The sequence below is a fragment of the Halomonas sp. BMC6 genome (assembly GCF_964204995.1).
Taxonomy (GTDB): Bacteria; Pseudomonadota; Gammaproteobacteria; order Pseudomonadales; family Halomonadaceae; genus Vreelandella.
The window spans coordinates 1,553,951-1,579,297 of the sequence record NZ_CAXNSH010000001.1 but is presented as its reverse complement, the minus strand read 5'-3'; the positions used below and the strand labels follow the sequence as shown (position 1 = coordinate 1,579,297).

The 25,347-nt window shown below is 58.9% G+C and carries 23 protein-coding genes; 9 read left to right on the top strand and 14 right to left on the bottom strand.

Annotated features, from left to right (window positions below; all coding sequences use genetic code 11):
• Positions 1-86 precede the first annotated feature (86 nt).
• Complete coding sequence (locus AB6K10_RS07505; RefSeq protein ID WP_159341336.1) at positions 87-1,025, top strand: cation diffusion facilitator family transporter; 939 nt, start codon at positions 87-89, stop codon at positions 1,023-1,025.
• Positions 1,026-1,069: 44 nt separating this feature from the next.
• On the opposite strand, the gene AB6K10_RS07500 is transcribed toward AB6K10_RS07505, so the two are convergent.
• From AB6K10_RS07500 to AB6K10_RS07485, 4 genes are all read right to left on the bottom strand, one after another.
• Complete coding sequence (locus AB6K10_RS07500; protein ID WP_339118346.1) at positions 1,070-2,566, bottom strand: alanine/glycine:cation symporter family protein; 1,497 nt, start codon at positions 2,564-2,566, stop codon at positions 1,070-1,072.
• A 90-nt stretch (positions 2,567-2,656) separates the two neighbouring features.
• Positions 2,657-3,424, bottom strand: coding sequence for a metallophosphoesterase (locus tag AB6K10_RS07495; RefSeq protein ID WP_339118345.1), 768 nt, complete (start codon positions 3,422-3,424; stop codon positions 2,657-2,659).
• A gap of 43 nt (positions 3,425-3,467) precedes the next feature.
• Complete coding sequence (locus AB6K10_RS07490; RefSeq protein ID WP_339118344.1) at positions 3,468-4,271, bottom strand: alpha/beta hydrolase; 804 nt, start codon at positions 4,269-4,271, stop codon at positions 3,468-3,470.
• Positions 4,272-4,335: 64 nt separating this feature from the next.
• Positions 4,336-6,048, bottom strand: coding sequence for a thiamine pyrophosphate-dependent enzyme (locus tag AB6K10_RS07485; protein ID WP_339118343.1), 1,713 nt, complete (start codon positions 6,046-6,048; stop codon positions 4,336-4,338).
• Positions 6,049-6,623: 575 nt separating this feature from the next.
• On the opposite strand from AB6K10_RS07485, the gene AB6K10_RS07480 reads away from it, so the two are divergent.
• On the top strand, positions 6,624-6,746 hold the full coding sequence (locus AB6K10_RS07480) for a hypothetical protein (RefSeq protein WP_285262748.1): 123 nt from the start codon (positions 6,624-6,626) through the stop codon (positions 6,744-6,746).
• A 56-nt stretch (positions 6,747-6,802) separates the two neighbouring features.
• Here AB6K10_RS07480 and speG read toward each other — a convergent pair whose 3' ends face one another.
• Both speG and AB6K10_RS07470 read right to left on the bottom strand, forming a co-directional pair.
• Complete coding sequence (gene speG / locus AB6K10_RS07475; protein ID WP_339118342.1) at positions 6,803-7,354, bottom strand: spermidine N1-acetyltransferase; 552 nt, start codon at positions 7,352-7,354, stop codon at positions 6,803-6,805.
• Between the two features lie 133 nt (positions 7,355-7,487).
• Positions 7,488-8,693 (bottom strand): FAD-dependent oxidoreductase, encoded by a 1,206-nt coding sequence (locus AB6K10_RS07470; protein WP_339118341.1) that lies wholly within the window; start codon positions 8,691-8,693, stop codon positions 7,488-7,490.
• Positions 8,694-8,818: 125 nt separating this feature from the next.
• On the opposite strand from AB6K10_RS07470, the gene ltaE reads away from it, so the two are divergent.
• A complete protein-coding gene (gene ltaE / locus AB6K10_RS07465) occupies positions 8,819-9,829 on the top strand; it encodes a low-specificity L-threonine aldolase (protein WP_339118340.1) in 1,011 nt (336 codons plus the stop codon).
• A gap of 16 nt (positions 9,830-9,845) precedes the next feature.
• Here ltaE and AB6K10_RS07460 read toward each other — a convergent pair whose 3' ends face one another.
• Together AB6K10_RS07460 and fhuB are read right to left on the bottom strand one after the other, a co-directional pair.
• Positions 9,846-10,457, bottom strand: coding sequence for a LysE family transporter (locus AB6K10_RS07460; RefSeq protein WP_339118339.1), 612 nt, complete (start codon positions 10,455-10,457; stop codon positions 9,846-9,848).
• Positions 10,458-10,551: 94 nt separating this feature from the next.
• On the bottom strand, positions 10,552-12,531 hold the full coding sequence (fhuB, locus tag AB6K10_RS07455) for a Fe(3+)-hydroxamate ABC transporter permease FhuB (protein ID WP_339118338.1): 1,980 nt from the start codon (positions 12,529-12,531) through the stop codon (positions 10,552-10,554).
• A gap of 160 nt (positions 12,532-12,691) precedes the next feature.
• Between fhuB and AB6K10_RS07450 the strand changes: the two genes are divergently transcribed.
• The 3 genes from AB6K10_RS07450 to fhuF all read left to right on the top strand — a co-directional run bounded on the left by AB6K10_RS07450 (position 12,692) and on the right by fhuF (position 14,994).
• Positions 12,692-13,276: a cytochrome b/b6 domain-containing protein gene (locus AB6K10_RS07450; RefSeq protein ID WP_339118337.1), complete on the top strand. Its 585-nt coding sequence runs from the start codon at positions 12,692-12,694 to the stop codon at positions 13,274-13,276.
• A gap of 66 nt (positions 13,277-13,342) precedes the next feature.
• Complete coding sequence (locus AB6K10_RS07445) at positions 13,343-14,110, top strand: ATP-binding cassette domain-containing protein (RefSeq protein WP_159341325.1); 768 nt, start codon at positions 13,343-13,345, stop codon at positions 14,108-14,110.
• A 110-nt stretch (positions 14,111-14,220) separates the two neighbouring features.
• Positions 14,221-14,994, top strand: a complete 774-nt coding sequence (gene fhuF, locus AB6K10_RS07440; protein WP_339118336.1) for a siderophore-iron reductase FhuF — start codon at positions 14,221-14,223, stop codon at positions 14,992-14,994.
• 8 nt (positions 14,995-15,002) lie between these two features.
• Here the strand turns inward: fhuF and AB6K10_RS07435 are convergent, their stop codons facing one another.
• Entirely contained in the window at positions 15,003-16,658 is a 1,656-nt protein-coding gene (locus AB6K10_RS07435) for a multidrug ABC transporter permease/ATP-binding protein (RefSeq protein WP_339118335.1), read from the bottom strand.
• Positions 16,659-16,814: 156 nt separating this feature from the next.
• Here AB6K10_RS07435 and AB6K10_RS07430 point away from each other — a divergent pair, with 156 nt between their 5' ends.
• Both AB6K10_RS07430 and AB6K10_RS07425 read left to right on the top strand, forming a co-directional pair.
• Positions 16,815-17,681 carry a LysR family transcriptional regulator ArgP gene (locus AB6K10_RS07430; protein ID WP_339118334.1) on the top strand — a complete coding sequence of 289 codons (867 nt, stop codon included), beginning with the start codon at positions 16,815-16,817 and terminating at the stop codon, positions 17,679-17,681.
• Between the two features lie 159 nt (positions 17,682-17,840).
• Positions 17,841-19,634: a diguanylate cyclase gene (locus AB6K10_RS07425; RefSeq protein ID WP_339118333.1), complete on the top strand. Its 1,794-nt coding sequence runs from the start codon at positions 17,841-17,843 to the stop codon at positions 19,632-19,634.
• A gap of 21 nt (positions 19,635-19,655) precedes the next feature.
• On the opposite strand, the gene AB6K10_RS07420 is transcribed toward AB6K10_RS07425, so the two are convergent.
• The gene (locus tag AB6K10_RS07420; protein ID WP_339118332.1) at positions 19,656-20,213 is read right to left on the bottom strand and encodes a cytochrome b/b6 domain-containing protein; all 558 of its coding nucleotides are present in this window, start codon (positions 20,211-20,213) and stop codon (positions 19,656-19,658) included.
• Between the two features lie 88 nt (positions 20,214-20,301).
• Positions 20,302-21,174 (bottom strand): LysR substrate-binding domain-containing protein, encoded by an 873-nt coding sequence (locus AB6K10_RS07415; protein ID WP_159341319.1) that lies wholly within the window; start codon positions 21,172-21,174, stop codon positions 20,302-20,304.
• Positions 21,175-21,314: 140 nt separating this feature from the next.
• On the opposite strand from AB6K10_RS07415, the gene AB6K10_RS07410 reads away from it, so the two are divergent.
• Positions 21,315-22,193, top strand: a complete 879-nt coding sequence (locus AB6K10_RS07410; RefSeq protein WP_339118331.1) for a DMT family transporter — start codon at positions 21,315-21,317, stop codon at positions 22,191-22,193.
• On the opposite strand, the gene AB6K10_RS07405 is transcribed toward AB6K10_RS07410, so the two are convergent.
• From AB6K10_RS07405 to AB6K10_RS07395, 3 genes are all read right to left on the bottom strand, one after another.
• Complete coding sequence (locus tag AB6K10_RS07405; RefSeq protein WP_159341317.1) at positions 22,176-22,655, bottom strand: NUDIX domain-containing protein; 480 nt, start codon at positions 22,653-22,655, stop codon at positions 22,176-22,178. The genes AB6K10_RS07410 and AB6K10_RS07405 overlap by 18 nt on opposite strands.
• 140 nt (positions 22,656-22,795) lie before the next feature.
• Positions 22,796-23,581: an RsiV family protein gene (locus tag AB6K10_RS07400; RefSeq protein ID WP_159341316.1), complete on the bottom strand. Its 786-nt coding sequence runs from the start codon at positions 23,579-23,581 to the stop codon at positions 22,796-22,798.
• A 116-nt stretch (positions 23,582-23,697) separates the two neighbouring features.
• A complete protein-coding gene (locus AB6K10_RS07395; protein WP_159341315.1) occupies positions 23,698-25,140 on the bottom strand; it encodes a hypothetical protein in 1,443 nt (480 codons plus the stop codon).
• Between the last annotated feature and the right edge of the window lie 207 nt (positions 25,141-25,347).

The following is a 25,347-nucleotide window of genomic DNA, read 5'->3' as shown; positions in this document are numbered from 1 at the left end:
GGGGTCATAAATCACTGACATTGCCTACCGTGATGTTGCTATGCTTGCCAGCCTCTTGATTCGGTAGGCATGGGAGCCATACGTTCGTGAAGACAGAATCCAGTACGTTAGCCTTTTCCGCCTTCATGGCGCTGCTCATTGGCTGTGCCGGTATCGTGGCCACCTTGGCCTCGAACTCCCAGGCCATCCTATTGGATGGCTTGTTCAATCTTATCTACTTTAGCGTAGCGCTGGTGACCATCAAGGTCAGCAAGCTTGCCAGCCGCCCGGATAGCGAGTCGTACCCCTTTGGCTACAGCTACTTCGAGTCGCTGGTTAATTTATGCAAAGGTTTGCTGATTTTGGGGGTATCGATCTTCGCGCTGGTGGATGCCGTGGCGGCGCTGCTGACTGGCGGGCGGGAAATTTCAGCGGGGCTTGCGGTGATTTATGCGCTGTTTGCGACCGTCGCCTGCTCACTGACGGCTTGGGTCATGCACCGTAGCCAGCGCCATGTCAGTAGCCCCTTGGTGGCCGCCGACAAACTAAACTGGCTGGTCAACAGTGTGATTTCAGGGGCCGTACTAGCGGCTTTTTGCTTCGTGATGCTGTTTGAACGCCTCGGCTGGCAAGCTGTGTTGCCCTATGTGGATTCCGTATTGGTGATTGCGGTGGTGGTCCTTTGCCTGGGGGTGCCCGTGCGCATGGCGTCGCAAGCGTTAAGAGAGCTGCTCAACAAAACCCCGGAAGAAGCCGTCGCTGAACCAGTGCGCCAAGCCGTTGCCCGTGGCCTTGCCGATATCGATACCCTGGAAGTGCGCGTGCGTATGGTGCGCCCCGGCCGCCTGCTTTACGTTATCGTCCACGTGGTACTCCCCAAAGAGCTGCCCGAAGCGACCCTGGCAAACCAAGACGCGCTGCGTCAGCGCATCGATGAAGAAGTGCGCCGCTACTACTCGCCCGTGGTGTGCGACGTGGTGTTCACCGCTGACAACCGCTGGGCAGCGCCCTCTTGTGGGCTGCTGGTGGAGAAATCCGCTAGCTAACCCCTGACACGTAAAGAGCGGCTCGAAGGCCGCTCTTTACTCGCTTACCGGTCTACCGGTTTCTCTTCTTTTACCGGCCACACATCCTCATCCACCAGCTCTGGATTTTTAAGTATGGCGGGATCGAACAGCGGCTCCTCGATGCCCTGGCGACGCTGGCGCTCGTAATCCTTCAACACCGAGACCGCAATCGGGGCCATCAAGAGAATGGCAAACAGGTTGGTGGTGGCCATTAGCCCCATGGCTAGGTCGGCAAAGTCCCAGACCACGCTGAGTTCGGCAACAGAACCTAGCAATACCATGGCGAGGATAATGATCTTGAACACACCGACCGCTTTTTTGGCACGGCGGCGGAACAGGTACTCAATGTTCACTGACGAGAACGAGAAGTTCGCCAGAATGGAGGTAAAGGCAAAGAACAGGATCGCGATGGCGATAAAGATCTCACCAAAGCCCCCCAGGTGATCCACCATGGCATCCTGGGTCAACTGGATCCCTTCGATGCTCTCCCCCGGCGACTCGGACAGCAGCCGCTCGTACACACCGGAGAGCAGAATCACCACCGCTGTGCAGCTACAAATCACGATGGTATCGACAAAGACCCCAAAGGATTGCACCAGCCCTTGGGCCGCTGGGTGCTTCACGGTGGCCTGTGCTGCCGCATTGGGGGTCGAGCCCATACCGGCTTCGTTAGAGAAAAGACCGCGCTTGATGCCGTTTTCCATGGCGGCCTTAATGGCGTAACCCGCCGCGCCACCGACCGCCGGGCCTAAGCCAAAGGCACTCATGACGATCAGTGACAGCATGTCGGGCACGGCGGAGAGGTTGGCAAACAGAATCCATAGCGCCACCAGCAGATAGGCAATCGCCATCACCGGCACGATCTTCTCGGCCGTACGTGCTACCGATTTCAGGCCGCCATAGATGACGACACCGGCCAGTGCCGCAATCACCACGCCGGTCACCCAGTTGGGAATGCCAAAGGCGCCGCTCATGCCTTGGGCAATGGTATTGGATTGCGCCGCGTTGAACGCCAGCCCGTAGGCAATGATCAAGAACACCGCAAACAGCGACCCCAGCCAGCGCCAGCCCAGACAGCGCTCGATATAGAACGCAGGACCACCGCGAAAGACGCCATCTTCGTTGCGATGCTTATAGACCTGAGCCAGCGTCGATTCGATAAACGAGGTCGCAAACCCTACCAGGGCCGTCACCCACATCCAAAAAATCGCCCCTGGCCCGCCGATCCACAGCGCTAAAGCAACCCCCGCCAAATTACCGGTTCCGACCCGTGCGGCCATGGAAGTCGCGAACGCCTGAAAACCACTAATGCCATCCCCTGCCCCGCGGGCGGTAAAGGTCACGTGGGCCATGTGCCGAAACAGACGAAACTGCATCCCGCGCGTCATGATCGTGAACAGCAGGCCTGCACCCAGCAACAGGTACACCAGAATGTAGCTCCAGATAAAGTTGCTGACGGGCATCATAACGGCATAAAGGCCGTCACGAAGTGGCCCTAGCACCGTTTCTAATATTTCCATCGCCTATCACTCCCTGTGGTTGTATGAGCAACTGTTATCGTCACAGGTAGGAGTGTAGCTAGGTTATAGAGCAGCGCGTCATTTCAGCCCTTATTCGCCCACCGTGACTACCCAATTAGGTCGAAACAGCGGCGGCGAAAACTCCTCTGGATAACCGCCCGGATTGGCGATAACGCGCGTGCCGCTGTGCCGTGTATCTACCGGCTCGTGAACGTGGCCGTGAATCCACAAATCCATCTTGCCCATCAGCTGCGGGAGGTGGGAGGCAAAGGCGGGCGAGAGCGCGTCGCCTATGTACTGCTCGGGAATGCAACCGTGCAGTGGGGCATGATGGCTCACCACGACGCGCGGTCCATCGACAGGCTGTTGAAGCTCGCGACTCAACCACTCCAGCGCCTCACGGTGGATGTCTTGGCTGGCTTGGGGCGTGAATACTTGGCCGGGAGCCGTGGTAATGATGCGAAAATCGGGCATATAGCGCAGCGCTTTTGCTTCGGTCTCTGAGGGGTTACGGGTGGGGTCGTCGGCATAGAGCGCAAAATCTGTCCAGAGCGTCGTGCCGTAAAAGCGTACTCCGCCAATGGTCACGCTGCGATTATCCAGCAGCTCGATATCATACCGAGCGGCTTCTAGCGCTAACTCTTGGCGCAGCAGCGGCATGCAGGTGCCGTAGAACTCATGGTTGCCCGGCACGTAGAGAATCGGCAGGTCGGGAAACTGCTGCCGCGCCCATGCCAGCCCCTCTGCTCTGCGATGAATATCCCCTGCCAACACCACCACATCTGCCTCGGCAGGCGGCAGCTCGCGGTGTCCGTCAAAATGTTCTAAATGAAGATCGGATAAGACTCTTAAGCGCATAGAACGTCTCTCATGGTACTCACACGAGCCTGGGCTTGAGCCATTAATAGGCAAGGCGAGCGATAAATTGGCGGGCAAACTCGACCACCACGGCTTCGGCTTCCCGGTGAGGAATATGACCGATGCCGGGCAGCATTTCGCAGCGGGCGGGGCCTTGGGTATAGCGGGCAATACGCTCTGGCTGACGATGAGACCCGTACTCGTCTTTTTCGCCATGCAGCACGAGTGTCGGGCACTGTACTTGTTCAAGCGCAGGGATGAGTGACCACTCTGCAAACGCGGGGCTTAGCCATGTTTCCACCCAGGCGTTGAGTACCCAGCGGGCTTTGTCGCCGTGGTGCCTAGCCAGCTTGGCGAACTGTTCCGGCGCCTGAAAGGCAACGTTTGCCTCCTCGATCCCCTGCCGTGTGCGGTTTTCGTTAAACGCTTGGGCAGCAATGGTTATCAGCCCTTGGCACTGATCCGGGTAACCCCCAGCACAGTGCACCGCCATGCAGCCCCCAACGCTATGGCCCAGAGCGATAAAGCGTGTGATTGGATAGGCCTCGCGCAGTGCAGCAAAGCTCCCCGTGGGTTCATCGTCGATAAAACTCAGCGGCAAAGGCGCTGAGTACGCATCGGAGCGGCCAAAGCCAAGCCGGTCGTAAGCAATAACCGGCTGCCGTGTTGCCGCACACAGCGCGGCGGGGAAGCTGCGCCATAGATCTACACAGCCCAGAGAATCATGGAACAGCACGATCGGAACGTCCGAGCGAGCACTGTGTGGTTCCCAAGTTCGCGTGAATATTCGACCACTGGCGGTATTCACCCAGCGGTCATGGTGATGAATGGCGGGCGTTTGCGTCATAGCATTGCTCTTACTATTGTCGGTTTGTCATGAGCCGCTGCCAACATAGCACGCGATAACCCTGCTAGCGTTTTAAGAAGTTACTTTTGACTAAGTGAACCACCTCGTCCATGCGCCCGCTCAACACGGCTTTAGCGGAGTAGAGCGCTGTTGAAGCGACCTGCCCGGCCTCTACCTTAGGAGGCATCACCAGCTCCATGGGGTTCACCACCACATCTAATAAGGCAGGCCCCGGCTGGGCAAGCCACTGGCTAATCGCGACATCCAGTTCGGCTTCCTGCTCGACCCGGCGACCCCATAACCCCATGGCGGTGGCGACTTCGCCAAAGTTGGGGTTTTTAAGCTCCGTGTAAGCATCGAGCAACCCTTCTACTTTTTGCTCTAATTCCACGAAGCTTAGAGAGCTGTTGTTATACACCACGATTTTTAGCGGAATTTGCTGCTGCACTAAGGTTAATAAATCCCCCATCAGCATGGTTAACCCGCCATCTCCGCACATGGCAATCACTTGGCGGTGGGGATACGCCAACTGAATCCCCAACGCCTGGGGATACGCATTGGCCATGGTGCCGTGCTGCAAACTCGCCAGGGTGCGCCGCTGCTGGGAGGAGCGAATATGGCGCAGCATCCATACGTTGACGCTGCCGGTATCAGCCGTAAAAAAGGCATTCTCCGCCGCGTGGCGGTCAATGGCCAACGTCAGCTCTTGTGGGTGAATCACTTGGCTATCGCGGCTTTGATGGGCCGATTTTTCCAACGATTTGGCGTAGCGCTTGCGACACTTCTCTAGCCAGTGGCTGCGCGTATTCTCCTTAACAACTTGAGTGAGCGCCTCGCAGGTATCCCGCGTGCTGCCGACGATGCCCACGTCTACCGGGTAACGCTTGCCGATATGCGTAGGGTCTTGGTCTACCTGAATAATCGTCGCACGCTCTGGGTAGAACTGGCTAAACGCAAAATTACAGCCGAGTAGCAGCAAGGTGTCGCACTCGGCCACCGCGTGATAGCCGCCTTCCAGGCCATACACGCCCGTCATGCCGACGTGATAAGGGTTGTCGTGCTCTATGAAATCCTTCGCCCGAGAGGTCCAGGCAATCGGCGCCTGAAGTTTTTCCGCTAGCGCGATCACCTGCTCCCGCGCATCCTCGCAGCCAGCGCCGGCAAAAATGGTGATGTTGCCACCTTTATTGAGCTGCTCGACGGCGGGCACCAGCGCTTGTGCCGTTGGCCGTAGCGAGTAGCTAAACCGATGCGTGCGATAGCCCAACTGATTATCCGGCGTTTGCGTCATCACATCGCCCGGTACAATCAGCACCGCAACGCCGCGCTTGGCGAGCGCCGCCTGGGCGGCTAAAGCGGCCATACGGCGCGCCTGCTCGGCAGAGACAACGGTTTCACAAAACACGCTGTACTGTTTGAAAATGGCGCTTTGATCGACTTCCTGGGGAAATTGGCTACCGGTATCACTGAGCCCAATTTGCGAGGCGATGAGCACCACGGGAGAGCCATTACGGTGAGCATCGAACAGCCCGTTCACAAAATGCAGGCTACCCGGGCCGCAGGAACCTGCGCATAGCGCTAGTTCCTGGGTCATATACGCCTCGCCACCGGCTGCAAAACCACCCACTTCTTCGTGACGTACACCTACCCACTGTATATCGCTTTGCCGTAACGCATCCGTAAAGTGGTTCAGCGTATCGCCCACGACACCATAGCAGCGCTTGGCACCTGCGCTTTGCAGTGTTTCGACGATGATCTCGGCAACGTTTGCGCTCATGTGCGACTCCTTTCGCAGGGAAATGACAATTCAGCCTACCTAGCCTAGCCCGAGACGCGCCACTTTGCCGAACGTCAGGGGAACGCCTATTGATGCTGCAACGCAACATCAATAGGCCTACACTGTTAAGGGCGTCCCACAGGAGGACCTTGCCATGATCGTCACCCACCTCACCCCGCCTGTCAGCGATGACGTGCTGGCATTCTGGCACTGCCAGGCACAGTGGCTACGCGCCGCCAATGATGCCATCGCCGATTTTTACGGCTAGCTAGCGCTTTTTGCGCCGGTTTCCATCTCGTTAGACGAAAAGATAACCCTCCAAGCCGACACGCCATGTCGGCTTTTTTGTATTATGAAAATCTTTTCCATTCAACAAGCTAGCCCAACAGGCGCCCCTCTCACGACGATTTGTAAGCTATTTCTTACGCGCAATGGCAGATCACTTACATCTTTTGGACTAGTCACGCCGGAGGAAAGCGCCTAATATTCATATCACAGCTATTTTACTGCATTGCACAACGCAAGCTGTGTATAACAAAAACGTTTCCTTTCCCCCTGTACCAGGAGTGTTCGCCATGAAAGATGCCACGTCTCAAAAATCGGCCATGGAAGTCGATGTGATGGAAGTATGGGCAAAACGTGCTCAGCAGCAGCGCGCTGCGTTCGATGCCCTCGCCGCCTACATGCGCCAGCAATAAGGCGCTTCCCGCGTCTCGGTCAATGCGCTTTGGCCGTTGACCGAGATGCGGGACATCTACTCCCACCCTCCTTCTTCGTCTGGCTGCTGTCCTAGCTGCGCCAAATACGTCTCTTGCAAGATGTACATGCGCTTTACATCACGGTATTTGCCGTTGATGAAGAACTCCTGCACCAAGTGCCCCTCTTCGATGAACCCGCTCTCTTCATAGAGATGAATCGCTTTGACGTTCTGCACTGCGACGATCAAGTAGACCTTATGCAGGTTCAAAATCGTGAAGGAGTAGTGCAGTGCCTGACGAATCAGTGAGCGCGCAAACCCTTTCCCCTGGTGCTCGGGCGTTATGATGATCTGAAACTCGGCACTGCGATGGATGTAATCGATTTCGATCAGCTCCACCAAGCCAATCGCGTTACCGACGCTGTCCTCGGCCACGAAGCGCCGTTCGGCGTTGTCGTGGATGTGCTTGTTGTACAGCTCTTCGAGCTCATCGAAGGATTCGTAAGGCTCCTCAAACCAGTAAGACATGATGCTCTGGTTGTTATTGAGTTCATGGACGAAGCGCAAATCATTGCGCTCCAGGGCACGAAGGAACAGGGCGGGACTCATGACAAACACTCACTTATTCATCAAACGATGCGATACGGCAGGAAGATTATCTTAACGACGAGTACGAACGCATGAGAGGCGTTCGTACTCGTAGTGTAGCGTCTTATCAGCGACGCGTTGATGCCCGTGGGCGCTAGCGCTGAAATGAGAACAGCGCGCGCAAAGGGTGATCGCGCCCTTCGATCAACGCCCGCAGCAGTTGGGCACCTATCATACTGTAAGTAATCCCGTTTCCCCCGTACGCCATGGCGAAATGAACCCTTGGCCCCAGCGCCTCATGAGGTCCGAAATAGGGCAAGCCGTCGTCGGTTTCCGCGAACGTGCCGCCCCAGCAAAACGTCGGATTGATCTCAAGGTCCGGCCAGAGCGCCTCTACCTTGGCCGCCAGCGTTCGCGCTTTTTCCATCACCCGGGCGTCGCGGCGCTCGGCGATGTCTTCATCGTCATCCTCTCCGCCGATCAATAGTCGCCCCTCCTGAGTAGAACGCAGATAAAGATACGGCCGCGCAGACTCCCACACCAGCGTGTGTCCCAGCTTGCCCATTACCTCGCGGGGTAAGGGGTCGGTCACGAACGCATAGCTGCTGCGATTGGCCGCCACGGGCTCCGGCAACCACGTTTGGCTTTCGTAACCGGCGGCGATGACGACCTGTTGGCTGCGTAGCGTCGCCCCATTGCGCAGCACGACGCTCACTCCTTCGCCGTCCGGCGTTAACTGCTCCACCTGGGTGCGATCGAACACCTGGCTGCCGCGTCGGACGACGTTTTCCAATAGGTGATACGCCATACGGTAAGGGTCGGCACGGGCGGCCAGCGAGGAGAGAATCGCCCCTGGCGCAGAAAAGCCGTAGTCCGCCTCGATCGTGCGCTTGTCCAGCCAAGCGACATCGAAGCCAAAACGCTTGCGCATCGTAAGTTCAGCGCTCAAGGCAGCGACATCCGCCTCTTGACTCGCAAAGTAGAGGCTCTCCTGGCGGCTGAACGCGACGTTGCCCAACTCGGCAGCCAAGCGCTCCAGGGACACAATCGCCTCGGCACAGCCTCGATAAGCCATCACGGCATTGACCTCACCGTACTGCTCGGCCAAATGCACCATATGGGTGTCTATTTCATACTGCAGCAGCGCCGTACTGGCGGCAGAGCTTCCCCAGCCAACGTCCCGCCGTTCGAGCACCGCCACCTGATGGCCGTGGCGGCTAAGCTCATCGGCGATCAAAGCACCGGTGATACCTCCACCAATGATCACTGTGTCTACATTGAGATCTTGAGTAAGCTGGGGAAACGGCGCTAACAAGCCATTTTTTACCGTCCAGAACGGATAACCACTTTTAAGATCCATCTTATTGCCTATGCTGGATTGCCATACGGTCAGACCGGGCAGATAAACGTTGGGTGTCGTGCCCATTAACCATAGTGGGTTATCGGCATCATGCCCTGTCCCACTCCCCAACCAGGAGTCGTTCGATGACGATTGATTTACGTAGCGATACGGTGACACGCCCTACCGCCGCCATGCGAGACGCCATGATGTCGGCGCCGCTGGGCGACGATGTGTGGGGCGACGACCCGACGGTGAATGCCTTTCAAGCCACGCTGGCTGAGCGTGCGGGCAAAGAAGCCGCGCTGCTATTCCCCAGCGGCACCCAGAGCAACTTGGTGGCTTTGATGGCCCACTGCGAGCGGGGTGATGAGTACATCGTTGGCCAGAGCGCCCACACCTATCGCTATGAAGGGGGCGGTGCCGCCGTGTTGGGCAGCATTCAACCGCAGCCGATCGAGAACGCCCCAGACGGCAGCCTGCCACTCGAAAAAATCACCGCCGCCGTCAAAGCCGACGATTTTCACTTTGCCCGCACCCGGCTGCTCGCGTTGGAGAACACCATAGGCGGCAAGGTACTGCCTGCCGAGTACGTGCAGCAGGCCACCGCGCTGGCTCGAGAACATGGTCTGGCCACCCACCTAGACGGTGCCCGGCTCTTCAATGCCGCCGTCGCGACGGATACCTCACTCACGCAGCTCTGCCAGCCCTTCGACAGCGTATCGCTATGCTTTTCGAAGGGGCTAGGTACGCCCATGGGCTCGGCACTGGTGGGCTCTCAGGCATTGATCGACCGCGCTCGGCGCTGGCGTAAAGTAGTGGGAGGCGGAATGCGCCAGGCAGGTATTATTGCCGCCGCCTGCCAGCACGCGCTGGATCACCATGTAGCGGATTTGGCACACGATCACCGCCGTGCGGCCCACTTGGCGGAAGGCTTGGCCGTCTTTCCCGCCATCGAGGTGACCTCACAGGCCACCAATATGGTGTTTGTTCAGATCGACAAAGCGCATATCGCGCCGCTGGCCGCTTGGCTTAAAGAGCATGGCGTACTGATAGAGCTACTCTACGCCACACGGATGGTGGTGCATCGCGATATCAGCGACAGCGATATTGAGCAGGTATTAGATATCATCAAGCGCTACTTCGATCAGGCGTAATACGTCAATCAAACCGTTACAACAACGCCGAGCCGAGCGCCAGGTGCACCGCGATGGCGGCCATCATTAGGCCCATCAGCCCGTCGATGGTGCGCCATGCCGCAGGGCGGGAGAGCCAGGGCGACAGCGCCGCGCCGCCCCAGGCCAGCAAGCTGAACCAGAGAATCGACGCCGTTGACGCTCCGGCAACGAACACACCGGCGCTCTCCTGCTGGGCACCAATGGCGGGAATTAACAGCAGCGTATCGAGGTAGACTTGCGGGTTGAGCACCGTCACCGCCAGCGTCGCCAGTAACACGCCGCGCAGGCTACGCGCTTTGGCGCTGTTGGCTTTCAAGCCTTCGCGGCCGCTGGCAGCGCGCCATAGCGCTTGTGCCGCTAGCCAGCTCAAAAATAGCACGCCTACCCAGCGCATGGCTTCCATGGCATTGGGCATGGTGAGCAAAAACGCGCTGGCACCAAACATACCCGCCGTAAGCAGGATGATATCCGCGCTTATACACAGCCCCGCCGACCACCAGTGGTACTCGCGGCGAACGGCCAGCCCCAGCACGTAGGCGTTCTGCGCCCCAATCGCCATGATGATACCGCCGCAAACTACCAAACCCGTTAAGTAGCTTTCCCACATTGCCGTTCGCCTTTTGCTGGAGTGAAGATGGCGACAGGGTAAGGGAAGGCTCACATAACCAAAAATCATCTTGCTAATGGCGCATTAGCACAGCTTATAGCCGTCGTAGCCCCCACATGAAGTAGGCGCCGCCAATCAGCGAGGCCACCAAGCCTGCGGGAATCTCATACGGGAACATGATTTGACGGCCCACCCAGTCGGCCAACACCATCAACAGCATACCGATCAAGGCAGCGCCTACTAAGTGCTGGCGGGCGCGGGAGAAGCCCATTAGCCGGGCCATGTGCGGTGCCAATAAGCCAATGAAGGAGAGCGGCCCCACCACTAGCGTGGCGCAGGCGGTGAGCACAGCGACCAGCAGCAGTAGTGCTAGGCGCGCACGGTTCAGGCCAATGCCCAGCGAACGCGCTGTGGCGGTACCCAGCGGCATAATATCCAGCCAGCGGGTGAACGGCAGCGATACCAACGCAAGTCCTGCCGCCATACTGCCCACGAGCAGCGCGCTGCCTACATCCACGTAATAAGTAGAGCCTGCCAGCCACGCAATAACCTGCTGGCCGCGCGGGTCACCGCCCGCCAGCAGCACGCTGCGCACCGCATCGAACAGCGCGCTAATCGCTACGCCGCTGAGCAGTAAACGCTCAGGCACAAAGCCACTCTTACGGTTGAGCGCTACCAGCACAAGCAGCGTCGCCAACGCCCCCAGCGTTCCTATCGCCACCAGCATGGCATTGCTGGGAGCGGGGAGCAGATAAATACCTAAAATCAGCGCGATGGCGCAGCCACCACTGATACCCAGCACTTCAGGGCTCGCCATGGGGTTAGCCGAAAGGCGCTGCAGAATAGTGCCCGCTATTGCCAGCATCAAACCGCTGGCCGCTGCCGCCATCACGCGCGGAAAGCGCCACTCGATCACTCCCCAGTTCGTCGGGGCGATGATGCTCCAGCCGTTGGCCCCTTGCCCCACCAAATGGCCCACCACCATAGCTGCCACCAGCGCTAGCAGTAGCCCTATCGCTAACCGATGGGGCGCGGCGTGGCGCGTGATCACCACGCCGGTTGTCTGGGGAGGTCGGTCGCCCTGCAGTTTAAGGCGCGGAATTAACCACATCAGCAGCGGTGCGCCTAAGGCGCCCGTCACGGCCCCGGTGGGAATCAGCGTCGCCATCATGCCGGAAAAGCGCTGCAGTAAGAGATCCGTGGTGGCCAACAGTACGGCGCCTAATAACGTCGACCAGAGCAAGCGCGCACGCAGCGTGCGTGCCCCCGCCATACGCACGATATTGGGAGCCGCTAAACCAATGAAGCCGATGATACCCACCACACTCACCACGCTGCCGGTGATGAAGACCGCCAGCCCTAACCCGGCAAAGCGCAAATGCTTCAGCGAAATCCCCAGGCTTTTGGCGCTGGCGTCGTCTAACTCCAAAACGGCCAAAGGACGCAGCAGCAGCCACGCCGCCAAGCCGCAAATGGCTAGCCTGGGAGCCAGCGACGCCACGCCATCCCAACCATTTTGCGCCAGGGAGCCAGCCCCCCAAATCAGCAGACCCGCCAGGGTTTCGTGATTGAACAACAGCAGGGCCGTCGAGAGCGCCCCCAGATAAAGATTGACCACCAACCCCGCCAGCACCACCGCAATGGGCGCCAACCCACGCCGCCACGAAAGTGCAAACACCAGCCCCATAGCGGCAGCGCCACCCAGCAATGCAATCCACTCACTGCCTATCGTAAGCACGCCGGGGGCCAATAGCGTAGCCGCCATCAACGCCAAGTTGGCGCCCGACGCCACGCCCAAGGTGGTGGGCGATGCCAGCGGGTTGCGGAGCACCTGCTGCATCAACACCCCAGCCAGTGCTAGACCGCCACCGGCTAATAGCGCAATGGTAAAACGCGGCCACCAAGCGAAGTGCAGCAGCAGCTCATCGACGTTATCGAGCGTGGGAAACAGCAGCGCCTGAACACTCTGCGCGATACCGCCCTGCTGCTGAAGGCTCAGCCCCAGCAGCACCATCAACGGCAAGCTCAGCAGTAAGCAGATATGAGCGGGAGAACGGCGGCCCATCAGATGCATGACAATATCCCGTCAACGAGGACAGCGGAGGCACGGGCAGGCATTGTCATTGGCGTGACCTTGGCAATCGAGGGAACAGAAATAAATCAAAGGGCGAGATTCTAAATGATAAGTATTCACACTACAATCTTGGCTCAGCCCATTACCACTAAGTCTCGTTATGAAAGCTGCTCTCTCCTCTACACTGTTGCCCACTGCATGGCGCGACACTCCCCATCATTACGGTGTCGTCAGTCGTCTACTGCACTGGCTCACTGCGCTATTAGTGCTTACACAGTTCTTTGTCGTGGTCATGTGGCGTGTATTTGGCGAAACAAGCGTGACGTTAATGCTGTCACGGTTAGCGCCACACGGAGCGATTGGCCTACTGCTATTGGTCATCACCTTAGCGCGATTAGTCTGGTGGCTTAACCAGCGTGGTCAGCGGCCTCGGCAGTTGCACACGTTACGTGGCCGGCTGGCTAGCACCGTGCATGGCTTGTTTTATGTGCTGTTGATGCTGATTTCCAGTCTTGGAGTAATCAGAAACTACGCCGGCGGCTGGCCACTCAAGATCTATGGTATTGAGGTGATTCCTGGTGCAGAGAACGAGGTCCCAGCGCTCATGCTCCCTGCCGACCTGCTACACAGCCCGCTCTCTTGGCTACTGCTCCTGCTGGTCGTCGGGCATATCGTGATGGCCATCGTGCACCAACGCTTGCCGTTGATGACAAAAATAAGCGGCCGGTCACGGAAAAATTTCTAAATGATAACTATTAGCGATACAATGCACTTTTCATTCGCGCGACGTCCGCTTGGCCAGGAGTGACGCATGTTTAACGTTCAGGGTGCCACCTTCGCCATCAACGGCAAGCCCCTTCTTCAACCAATTCACCATACTTTTGAAGAAGGCAAGGTGTATGGCCTGATTGGCCATAACGGCTCTGGCAAATCGACGCTGATCAAGCTGCTGGCGCAGCAGCAGCCCGTCAGTGAAGGCGATATTCATTTTGATGAACGCCCTTTGCAGGCGTGGGGGCATCGTGAGTTTGCCCGTCAAGTTGCCTACCTGCCCCAGCATCTACCCAGTGCCGAAAATCTCACCGGACGCGAGCTGGTGGCGTTTGGGCGTTACCCCTGGCACGGTCTACTAGGTCGCCATAATCAAACAGACAAAGAGGCGATTGAGCGGGCGATTGCCCTCACCCACACGGAAGCCTTCGCCGACCGCTTGGTAGATACGCTTTCAGGCGGTGAACGCCAACGGGTGTGGCTCGCCATGCTGATCGCCCAAGGCAGCCGTTTTTTACTGCTGGATGAGCCGCTCGCAGCGCTGGATATCGCCCACCAAATGGAGGTATTGGCGCTGATTCGTAAGCTCTGCGACGAGCTGAATCTGGGCGTGATCATCGTGCTTCACGACATCAACATGGCCTCGCGCTACTGCGATGAGCTCATGGCGCTTCACAGCGGCCGCCTGCTGGCCCACGGCAAGCCCGATGCTCTGATGCAAAACGACACGTTGGAAGCCATTTACGGGCTACCCATGCAGGTCATGCAGCATCCAAACGGCGGGCACCGCATAGCCGTGGCGCAATAATAGCCACGGCTGGAAGACGAGTCGTTCTCAATTAACTCTTCAACTGATAAGCATTATCGCTTATGCTGGCGCTCTACCCACGTGCGCTTATCACGTCTTGGAGTTCGGTTATGCCTCTCGCCTTGCGCCAGCCCGACACCGCCCTGCCACTGTCTCTTGCTGATTGCTATCAGGGGCCGCTTGAGCACTTTACGCCGCCATTGATCGGTGGTGCGGTGCCGCATGGGGCTATCAAGGCATCTCGTTGGCGCAACGCTGCGCTGCTCGAAGAGGACATGGCGCGCTACGCCAGCCGCTACCCCGGCGGCGACAAGCGAGCCATTGCCTCGCTCTGGTCGAAGTGGCACTTCAGCACCGTCACCGTTCCCACGCTGACGGCTCATCTGCTGCTGAACCGCGACCTACCCGTCGGGCTGGACGATCTCTATGTGATCCAAAATGAAGAAGGCTGCGCTCAAGGGCTTTGGCTGCCCCATGAAGGCGAGCGCTTTACAACGCAGGACACCACCGAGCGCTTTACCACGCTCATCGAGCAGCACTGGGCACCGCTCATCGAGCGCCTCTCGGCCATTTCTGGAGCCGCGCCACGGGTGTTTTGGAGCAATGCAGGCGGCTACGTGGACTATTACGTCAATGCCCTGGCAGCGCATCCGCTGGTCAACCAAGAGGCGCTGGCCACCACGCGCGCGTTGCTGGAATCGCGCACCCTCAACGGGCAGCGCAATCCGCTATTCGAGCCAGTGCGTACGTATCAGCCCAGCGGCAGTGAAGAGGTCAAGCGGGTGCGCAAGCTCTGCTGCCTGCGCTACCTGCTCGATGAATTTGACGTATGCGGTAATTGCCCGCTAGAAGGGTGCGACCGCCAGGCGCGGCGCAAAGGGTAAGCCGCTCATTACAAGCTGATCTGCGCCACCGCGTCCTCACTGGCCTGTGCCCGCTGCTCTCCCGTCAACTCACTCAGCTGACCCTTGGACATCTCCAGTAAACGATCCGCATGGACGAAGTAGCTGTCGTCGTGGCTAATGGCAAACACGGTTTTGCCCATTGCTTTCAAGTGGGGTAACAGTTCGCGGTAAAACAGCCGCCTGAACTGCGGGTCCTGGTCCGCTGCCCACTCATCCAGCAGCAAAATATCCCGCTCTTCGGCAATCGCCAGCAGCAGTGCCAAGCGCTTGCGCTGCCCTTGCGAGAGCTGAGTATTCACCACCCGGTCATCTTGCCACTCAAGCTTATGCTGCATCTGCAGCCGCTCAAGCCAGGTCGCGACCAGCGCGGAGTCAGCCGCTTTGCCGCCCGGCCCCATGGCTTGGTCGAACTGGTGAAAATCGGTAAAGACGCTGGCAAAGCGCGCCCGAAACGCAGCCCACTCTTGCGGGCTAAGCTCCTTTCCATCCACACTAATTTGGCCACTTTGCGGGCGGTACAATCCTGACAGCAGACGCGCCAGCGTCGATTTACCACTGCCGTTACCGCCAATCAGAAACACCTGCTCGCCACGCGCCAGCGTGAGATTGAGCGGTCCCACCTGGAAGCCTTCGCCCCCGGAGGACGGCGTGTAGCGATACACCACGTTAGTGAGCGTTAAGCGCTGCCAGTCGTGGAAGCGATCCTCCACATCAAAGCCCGGCTGGTACTCCGCTAGCTCCAGGCTTGCCAGTTTATCGAACGCCACTTGGGCGCTGATTAACGTGGGCCATGCGCCCACGGCCTGAATCAAGGGCGTGCGTAAAAACAGCAGGGTTAGAGCAAAGGTGGCTGCCACCGCCGGGCTTGCCCAGCCCAGCACGTTGGCCATGAAGAACACCACGCCAATGGCGCCCAGCATCATGATATTGGACCAGTTATTGGCGCTGAGATGGTAGGTATCCGCACGAATGATGTGGTGGCGGTACGCTTTGGCGTTCTCCGTGTAGGATTCATCAAAAAAGCGCCGCGCACGGTCACGGTTAAGCGCCAGCTCTTTGCGGCCCTCGATCGCCGATTGATAATCCTTGTACAGTCGATCCTCGCTTTCGCGCACCTGATGGAAGTGGCGATACACTTTCGATACCAGCACCCAGCCAACGCCCATGGTGAAGGCCATCCACAGCACGGTGATCACCACCATCTGCGGCGAGAGCCACGCAAGGTACGCCACCGAGGCCAGCGTCAGCACTACGCCTTGCACCAGCTCCGGCAGGCGCACGAAGCCGATGGTGATATTGCGCACATCGCTGGAGAGACTTGCCAATAGCGTCGCGTTACCAAGCTGCTCTAACCGTTCGATATGGGTATCCAGAATCCGCTTCACCAGCCGGGAGCGCAGATCGAAGACGAAGTAGTGGCCCAGCAAGGTGAGCGCTAGCTGCGTGCCCAGCGTGACCGCCAGCAGCAGCGCCAATAGCCCTAAAAACTGGGGCAATGCGGAGAGGGCACTGCCCGCTTCGATCAGCCGCTGGTTGATGAACGCAATCACCCCCACCCCTAGCCCAGCACTCACTAGGCTCAGCACCAGTGCGCCTAGAAACGGCCAGCGGTAGTGACAAAAAACCACCCGCAATAATTCCATGCTGCATCCCCTTTACACATAAGCGGCGAATTGTGACGCACTTCCCCGGCAAGTCAAACAAAGAGACTGATTTTCATTTACGCAACGTGACGTGCACGTCTTTACTCACCAATGTGGGGTTGGTTAACTGCCCTAGCCAACAACAGAGAGAACGCCATGGTGGATTACAAATTACTGCATGCCCTGGCCACCGTGGTGGAGTGCGGCGGCTTCGAGCGGGCAGGCGACGTGATGGGATTGTCGCAATCGGCCGTTTCGCAACGAGTGAAAGCGCTAGAAGTTCGCCTGGGCCAGCCGGTGCTGATACGCCATCCCACTCTTGCCCCCACCCCTGCGGGCCAGCGATTACTCGCCCACTACCAGCAAGTGCAGCTATTGGAGCGCGATTTACACGACGCCCTACCGACCCTGGAAAGAGCCGCCCCTCGGCTCCGCATCGCCGTGAATGCCGATAGCGTCGTCACCTGGTGGGCCGACGCTGTGGCGGATATCTGCCAATCGGAGGAGGTGCTGCTCGACCTGGTCATCGAGGACCAGGACGTGGGCTTAAAACGCCTGCGAGATGGCGATGTTGCCGCCTGCTTATGCGCTACACCCCATCCGATCGCCGGTGCGCGCTGCCTGCACGTGGGAGACATGCTTTATCAGCCACTGGCATCGCCCAGCTACGTCGCACGCTTTTTTTCAGAAGGCCCGAGCGCAGAGGCTTTTCAAAAAGCACCGGCTATCGTCTTTGGCCCCCACGACCAGCTACAGCACCAGTTTTTGGCCCAGTGCGGCTACCAGGGGCACTTTCCTTACCATTTGTGCCCTTCGTCAGAGGGCTTTGTGCGCTTGGCCATGGCGGGCATTGGGTACGGCATGATTCCGCAGCGCCAAGCTGCCGAACAGTTGCAATCAGGCCAACTGGTGAGTATCGCGCCGGGGCACGGGTTAACCGTACCGCTCTACTGGCACTTTTGGCGACATAGCGGGCAGTTGATTCAGCGACTCACTGAAAGTCTGAACCGTCTCACGCTTTAGCATCATTCTCATCTGCTGGGAGGGAATCACGGCTACACTCAAAGTGGTTTTGGATGACCCACGCCATCCTACCCGCACCACGAAGGCGTCTTTCTTTCGCCCTTTCGTTAGCGATCAGGGTTTCCTGAGCGGAGTAAAAACATCACAAAAGCGAACGCTATGGATGCTCACGGTTGGTTAAAGCGCTTACTGCTCTGTCTCGTTGTCCTCTCGTTCAGTGGGTGCCTTCAGGCAAGCGCCGCGAATACGCTGTCGATCTCTCCTGAACACGCCCGCTACTCGCTCAACGACGTCACTCGCTACTGGCACACCGAGACACCGCTAACGCTACGTGACGTGCTGGACCACACGAAGGATTTTCAACCCGTCACTAGCGATGACGACTTACACCTAGGCTATACCCAAGGCGACACGTGGCTGACCGTTCGCTTGCACAACGCCTCGCCCCGCCCGGCCACCTGGCTGGTAACGTTCGAATATCCTTTTTTGGATGTCGTCACGCTTTACACCCTGAGAGCGCAGTTTAGCGAGGTGCAGCAAAGCGGCAGTGCGCTACCGCTCTCGGCGCGCGCGCTCGCCCACCGACAGGCGGTCTTTCCAGTGACGCTCGCCGGTGGCGAAACCGTCACGCTGTACAGCCAAGTCACCGCCGCCGGGAGTAAGGTATTGAACTACAGCGTGATGACGCCGGACAGTTTCTATACCCAAAACGATCGGCACAACTTTTGGCTAGCCACGTACTTCGGCATGCTGCTGGCGCTGGGTGTGTATAACTTTCTGCTCTTTTTGGGTCTCAAGGAGCGCGTCTTTCTCTACTACGCGCTGTTTAGCTTTGGTTTTACTCTGGCGATCTTGACCTTCAATGGCCTGGGAACCCTGATCTTCTGGAGCGCTCTCGGCGAGCACACCGCGCGGCTCGTGGCCATTGGTTTCACGTTTGCCTCGGCCATGGCCACACTGTTCGCCCAGAGTTTTCTCAACACGTGGCGCTATAGCCCCCGCTGGCACCGTATGCTGTCAGGCTGCCGAATGATCTACTGGGTCGCACTGCTCGCCGCCCTGCTGCTACCCATACAATACGCGCTACGCTTGATGGATGTGGTTGGGTTCAGCGCGTCGCTGCTGCTGTTAGTATGTGGAATTTACTGCAGTTGGCGACGCGTGCCGAGCGCTCGCCTGTTCGTGGTCGCGTGGTCGATTTTTTTACTTGGCGCGGCCGTGTTCGCGCTGCGCAACATGAGCATACTGCCTGCGAACTTCGTCACGCTGCATGGCATTCAGATCGGCTCGGCCATCGAGATGCTGCTGCTCTCCTTTGCCTTGGCAGCGCGGTTCAACAAACTGAAATGGCAAAAAGAGCGCGCCCAGGCCAACACCGTCGCCATGCTCAAGAAGCAGGAAGCCGCCTTGGAAGCCAAAGTCGCTGCCCGCACTCATGCGCTAGAGCAGCTTGCCAACCACGACATGCTCACGGGGCTACTGAATCGGCACGGCTTGGTGCGCTACGCCGAAGCGGCCCTGGCCCGCAGCCATGACCAACACGAGCCGCTGGCGCTGATCATGTGCGATCTCGATCGCTTCAAACCGATCAATGATCAATTCGGCCACGAAGCGGGAGATTTCGTGCTTCAGCAAGTGGCCAAGCGGCTAGCGCACGTGGCGCGGGAAGGCGACCACTGCGCGCGCTTTGGTGGAGATGAGTTCATCTTACTGCTGGAGCACATCCAAGACCCCAGCCTGCTGGACGATATCTGCAGCCGCATCACCCAGGCCGTGAGCGCACCGATCAAGCTGCCCTGCGGCGCGCTGGTGAAGGTCGGTATCAGCATCGGGATGAGCCTTAGCCGCGACGACAACTGCACGCTCGCGCAACTGCTCAAAGAGGCCGATTGCCATATGTACGCGGAGAAATCACGCCAAACCAACCGGTCTTACGGCTATGGTTCGGCGTGATAGGAGGAGAAGCGGCGCCGCTTAGTCAAACAGGCTCATGCGTTTCATCACGTTGTCGCGTTTGATACGCCAGTGGAATAGCGCCCCCGCAACGTGCAGCGTGATCAGCACCACCAGTGCCCAGCCCAAACGCTCGTGCCACATGAACAGGGTTTGCGAGAGAGCGTCGTTTTTACCCAGCAGCCCTGGCAAGTGCCAGTGGAAAAACTCGACGGGGAAGCCGCCTGTCGCCGTGGCAGCCCAGCCGATCAGCGGCATCGCCACCAATGCGGCATACAGCAGGTGGTGAACGCTGGTACTGACCATACGTTCGAAGGCGTTCAAAGGCGGATCGTGATCCGGCACCACGAACGCCACTCGCGTGATGATGCGCAGCGTTATGAGCAGCAGTATCGTGACGCCCAACGTTTTATGGCTGGTATAGAGCAGGTTCGTGAGCGTATTTCCGACCAGCGCCAAGGTGCGTTCATAGCCCAAAAACCCCAGTGTCAGGCCGCTCGCCAGCGAGAGCAGCACCGCCAGTGCCACCAGCCAGTGCAGCACCCGGTGTGGATAGATATAGTGATCTAACTCGTGCATTCAAGACTCCCTGCCCAGCCATGTCGTCACCGTCAGCATAGTGCAACGTCGACCCGTTAGAAAAATAATGATTAGCCAGCGGTTTACCTTATAACGCTTCGCTGGCAGCCGCTAGCTGTTCGCGTATCAATTCACCCAACCGCCGTGCGGGCTCGGATGGACGGTGCGGGGCGCGGTGCAGGGCCAGCTCGATCATCGGCAGTGCAGGCAACCCGCTGCTCTCATCCAGCGGGCGCAGCGTAGGCGTGAGCATACTGCGAGTCACGACGACCACGGCCAAGCCCGCCGTCACGATCGGCGCTAGCCCCGCCATGGATTGGCTCGTATAGGCCACTCGCCAATCTCGCCCGGCGGCTTGCAGCGCCTGCTCGGCCACTTCGCGAAATACATCCGCGCCTGGGGTGTAAAGCGCCAGTGGAATAGGGTCACTCAAGGAGGGCTGCTGGTGTACTCCTACCGCCCACACCAGCGGCTCTCGGCGAATGACATCGCCCCCGGGGGAGTGCCGCTGGCGCGTCACCAGCGCCAAATCCAGCGCCGAGGCTTTCACTTGTTCGACCAAGTGGGCGCTGGTGCCGCACTGAACCGTTAGCCCTACGGCGGGGTAAAGCTGGTGAAAGTACGCAAACACCGACGGCAGCAGTGAGGCGTAATCCTCAGGAATGCCCAGCGTAAGATCGCCAGTAATCTGGCGGGCCTGCATATCGCTCCAGGCCTCGTCGTTGAGCGCCAGCAGCCGTCGTGCATGGGCCAGTAAACGCTCGCCCTCTGCGGTAAAGCGCAGCCGCCGCCCTTCCCGCTCGTGCAGGCTCACCGCGAGCTGCGCCTCCAACCGCTGCAGCTGCATGCTCACCGTCGACTGCGTATAGGCCAGCCGTTTTGCCGCCGCCGTCACGCTGCCGGTGTCCGCAATGGCTACCAGCGTCCTCAATAGCGTCAAGTCAAACGTGGGTGCCCGCATACATCACCATTGTTGATGATATCGATCATAAAAGATCGTTATCTTGATGGGTAAGTGATGAGTATGCTGCGCGGCATGGGATCCTTTCAAGACGGGGTCCCTTGACGGCTTGAATCATCGACGGCTTTAGGAGACGCATCATGCCCCCCCTTCACTCCCCGGTAGCGGTATCCTCAACATACAGCGTGTGTGCCGCCTTGCTGGCGGTGACGTTATGGAGCATGGCACCGCTGCTGGCCGAACTCGCCAATGCCACGGCCCCCTTACAGCTCACCGCCCTCACGCTGCTAGCAGGCGCGCTGGCCACGCTGCCGCTCAGCCGTCGTGTTTCTATGCCCACCTGTTCGCTGGGCTGGCAGCTGATCGTCTGGCTGGGTATCCCGCTGCTGATCGTAGGCGCCGTCAGCAGCTATTTCATTGGTATGCGTCTCGCCCCCGCCGCCGAAGCGGCGTTGATTACCTATACATGGCCGGTGCTGTTCGTGCTGCTGAGCCAGTGGAGCCGCTGGGGACGGTTGCAGTGGGCAAGCGTGGCCGGCGCGCTGATCGCTTTTTCGGGCGCGGCGATATTACTGCTGCCCCAAGCGCTCAGCGGGGGAGTTGGCGGTTCGGCTTCCGGCTATGGCTTGGCGCTGCTGGCGGCCTGCTGCTGGGCACTCTATTCATGGCTAGGTCAAGCGGCCCCTATCTCACTCACGCCGCTGCTGCCGCGCTTATTGTTGATTGCTTGTGCACTCACCTGTATCGCTAGCGTTTGGCTGGAGGGTGACGTGGCGCTGCCCCGCGGCGAAGCGCTCGTGGCAGGCATCGCGCTAGGCTTGGGGCCTTACGGCATCGCCATGGTGGCGTGGGACAAAGCGCTGCGATTCGGTCACGCCAGCCTCGTGGGCAGCTTGGCGTATGGCGTGCCTATCTTGGCAGCGTTGCTACTCGTCCTGGCAGGCATGAGCGTATTCGACTGGCGGCTACCTACGGCCGCCCTGCTGGTGGTCGTTGGGTGCTTAAAGGCGGGCCGCTGAGGTGGGCATCATCATCTCGCTAAACAGCACGCTGGCCAGCAGCTCTGGCAACCAGGACGGCGAAAAGGTGTCACTCTCGCTGCTCTGCATTTCCGAGAGTGGCCACCACGCGTAGCAGGGCGTGGCGTCACGGCCATCGTCCAGCATCAGCCTGCCCTGGGCGTTGTCGTGGGTGTCAAGCTGGGTATCAGGACAGCGCACCAAGAAAAAGCGCTCTTCACCGGTTTGGCCCGCTTTCGCGGTGTGGGCACGCTGGCGAAGTAGCGGCCCCAAGGGGCAGGTAAGCCCGGCTTCCTCGAAGAGCAAACGGATTGCCGCCGCCGGGTAATCTTCATCGTGAGCCAGCGCGCTGCCGAGTAGCGTCCAGTGGGGAGGCGATGCCTCGCGTTTGAGCAGCAAGCGGCCCTGAGTATCGACCACCAGTAGCTGCACTTGCCGAGCGGCTTGCGTATCGAGTGTCATAAGCGATCCATGCCTATTGGTCTTCGTGGGAACAATAAAAAAGCAGCTCCCCCACACGTCTCGTGTCGGCGAGCTGCTTTTCAGCGTAGTCGATAACCGGCGATTTGTTTTACGCCATTAGGAGCAATCGCAGAGCTAGTTTATTGGCCCAGGTAACGCGGCTTGGCCACGCCTTTCAGCGCCTCAAGGGGGAGCGTGAGGGTTGGCTGGCCCGCCGCATAGGGCGCAATGTCATAAACGTTGTAGGTTACTTCCCAGCGGTCCTCCAGCGGCGCAATGTTGCGGCTTTTACTCAGCGGCCACTGGGCTGCAAACTGCGCATCAAAGCCCATCTCAGTGATCCAGCGCTGATGCGCGTCAGCCAAAAGGGTATCGAAAGCGGCCTCCTGCCCGTCCACCAGCATGTCCTCGGGCTCGACGATGCGCCGCTCGCGCTCATCGATGACCATGTATTCGGTCAACGGAAGCCCATGCGCTTGGCCGGCATGATACACATAGCTATTGAGTTCGATGACCAACAGGTCGTGATGACGTGCGTACACCGTGGCTTCCAATAGCGCTTCGCTGGTCATGTCACCAGGCGCGGCTTGGTTGTCCTCTTCAGCCAGACTCAGGAAGCGCTCGGCGTACGCGTCCCAGCTCTCGGCAGGGGCAGCCGTCTCGTCGCTGATCGCCATGCCTAGGGTGAGCAAGCGGGTTTGTAGGGCCTCGCTTAACGCAGGCGCCTGGGGAAATGCCAGCGCTGAGATAGTCACCGTCGAACACTGCTCCCCTTGGCATCCCGGGGCCACGTACTGTTTTTCCACGGCCAGCGAGGCCAATGCAAACGGCTCTGAGGGCGATGTATCAGCGGCCAAACAGCCGCCCAAGAGAAGCGCTCCGGCGAGCGATAGACCCACTCCTAGCGTTTTGAACGTGCGTAGCATCTTAACCTCCTTGTGAATCACTCACCCTATGAGGCGGGCTGATCATCGTAGAACGGCAACGCCCCTGCAGAGCGGCAGGGGCGTTGTTGAAAACGAACCGATACTTCGCGGTGGCTTTAGGTGTCCGGCTGCATTTCGGTGGGTTCTGCGCTCACCGCTAGTTCGAACATACCGCTGCCGCTGGCGCTAAAACCGCGTGCGCTCACGGTATAGGTGCCGGGCAGTAGCGCCTGCTCTAAACGGGCGTTGGTACCACCGCCGCTGTCGTCGTCAGTATAGGACACGCCTTCGCCGTACAGTTCAAGATACGTATCGAAGTCGTTAGAGCTCATGCTCAGCGTGACGAGCGAGCTTTCCTCTATCGTGAGCTGATAGGTCAGAGCCTCGCCGCTGTACCAGCCGTTGAGCGTTTCATCGGGAGTGAGCGCGCCTTCGTTGCGTAACTCGACATCGTTCGGCAGATCACGCGGCTCGATGGCGAGGGTGAACAGCCCGCTGTCAGTGCCGTAGGCGGTACGGGCCGTGAGTTGGTAAGTACCCGGCGCGAGAAAATCGGCAATGCGCGCATTCAACTCACCCGCACTGTCATCATCTTCACGGTAATAACCGTTAGGGCCCTCGAGTACCAAGTAAGCGTCCACATCGCTGGAGCTCATATCGATTTGGTACATGCCCGCTTGGTCGATCTCTAAGTCATACGTGACGTCTTGCCCGCTGTACCAGCCGCTCAGCGTCTCGTTGGGGGTGACGGTGCCATCGTTACGCAGCTCGCCATTCCCCGGCAGCTCATGGGGCTCGGCCGTCAGGGTGAACAGGCCACTGCCATCACCAAAGGCAGAGCGGGCAGTCAACGTGTACTCACCGGGGGCAAGAAAATCGGCAATGCGAGCATTCAACTCACCCGCGCTGTCGTCATCTTCGCGGTAGTAATCGTTCGGGCCTTCCAATTCTAGGTACGCATCGAACTCATCGGCACGCATTTCGATCTGGTACATGCCTGCTTCTTCGATGGTTAGCGTGATCTCACGTTCGGTGGTATCGAGCCAGCTATCGATGGGCGTACCCACCGTCATGGTATCGGCATCGCTCAGCTCAATAGTGCGGCTGTTGACGTTGAAAGGCCCATAGCTATGCGCGTCGGCACCGCTGATCACCACGATGTAATCGCCGTTCTCTTCGATGCGGTGGCGTACCGTGTCTGCGTTGGCCAACAGTTGAAGCTGGTCGTCATACAGGGCGACGGTGCCCTGCAGCGCCCCGCTCAACGACACCTCCACTAGCGCCTCTTCGTCCAACGTGATGGCATAACGGGTAAAGCGGCTGCCATCTTTACCGTTGAGCTCGCTCGCGGAGGTGATCTCGCCACGCGCACGCTCGCCCAAGGTGAGGTACTCCAGGCCCTGCAGGGCCGCAGGCGTCGTGTCCTGCTCGGCCGTCGTTTCTGCGTCGGGCGCTTCTGCAGGAGGGGCCAGGTTTGGCAACGTTTGCGCGGCAAAGTAGCCAACGGCAACGCCGCCCACCGCCACAATCAACAGAGTGAGAGAAGAAGTCTTAGCCATGGGTGCATCCTTGTTCATTGGCGAGGGTGGGTGACGCCATAGAGAGCATCGTGAACGATGGGAAATTATAAGGTGCTTAACGAGTTAAAGTGAGCGTTTGATGAAAAATAGTGCATCGCCCACGCGTCTTCATTAATTCACTTCATTGACGCTGCTTAAGCCACTGAATCTCAAGGGCATAGCGCCGTTGAACAAAAAGCAGAATTA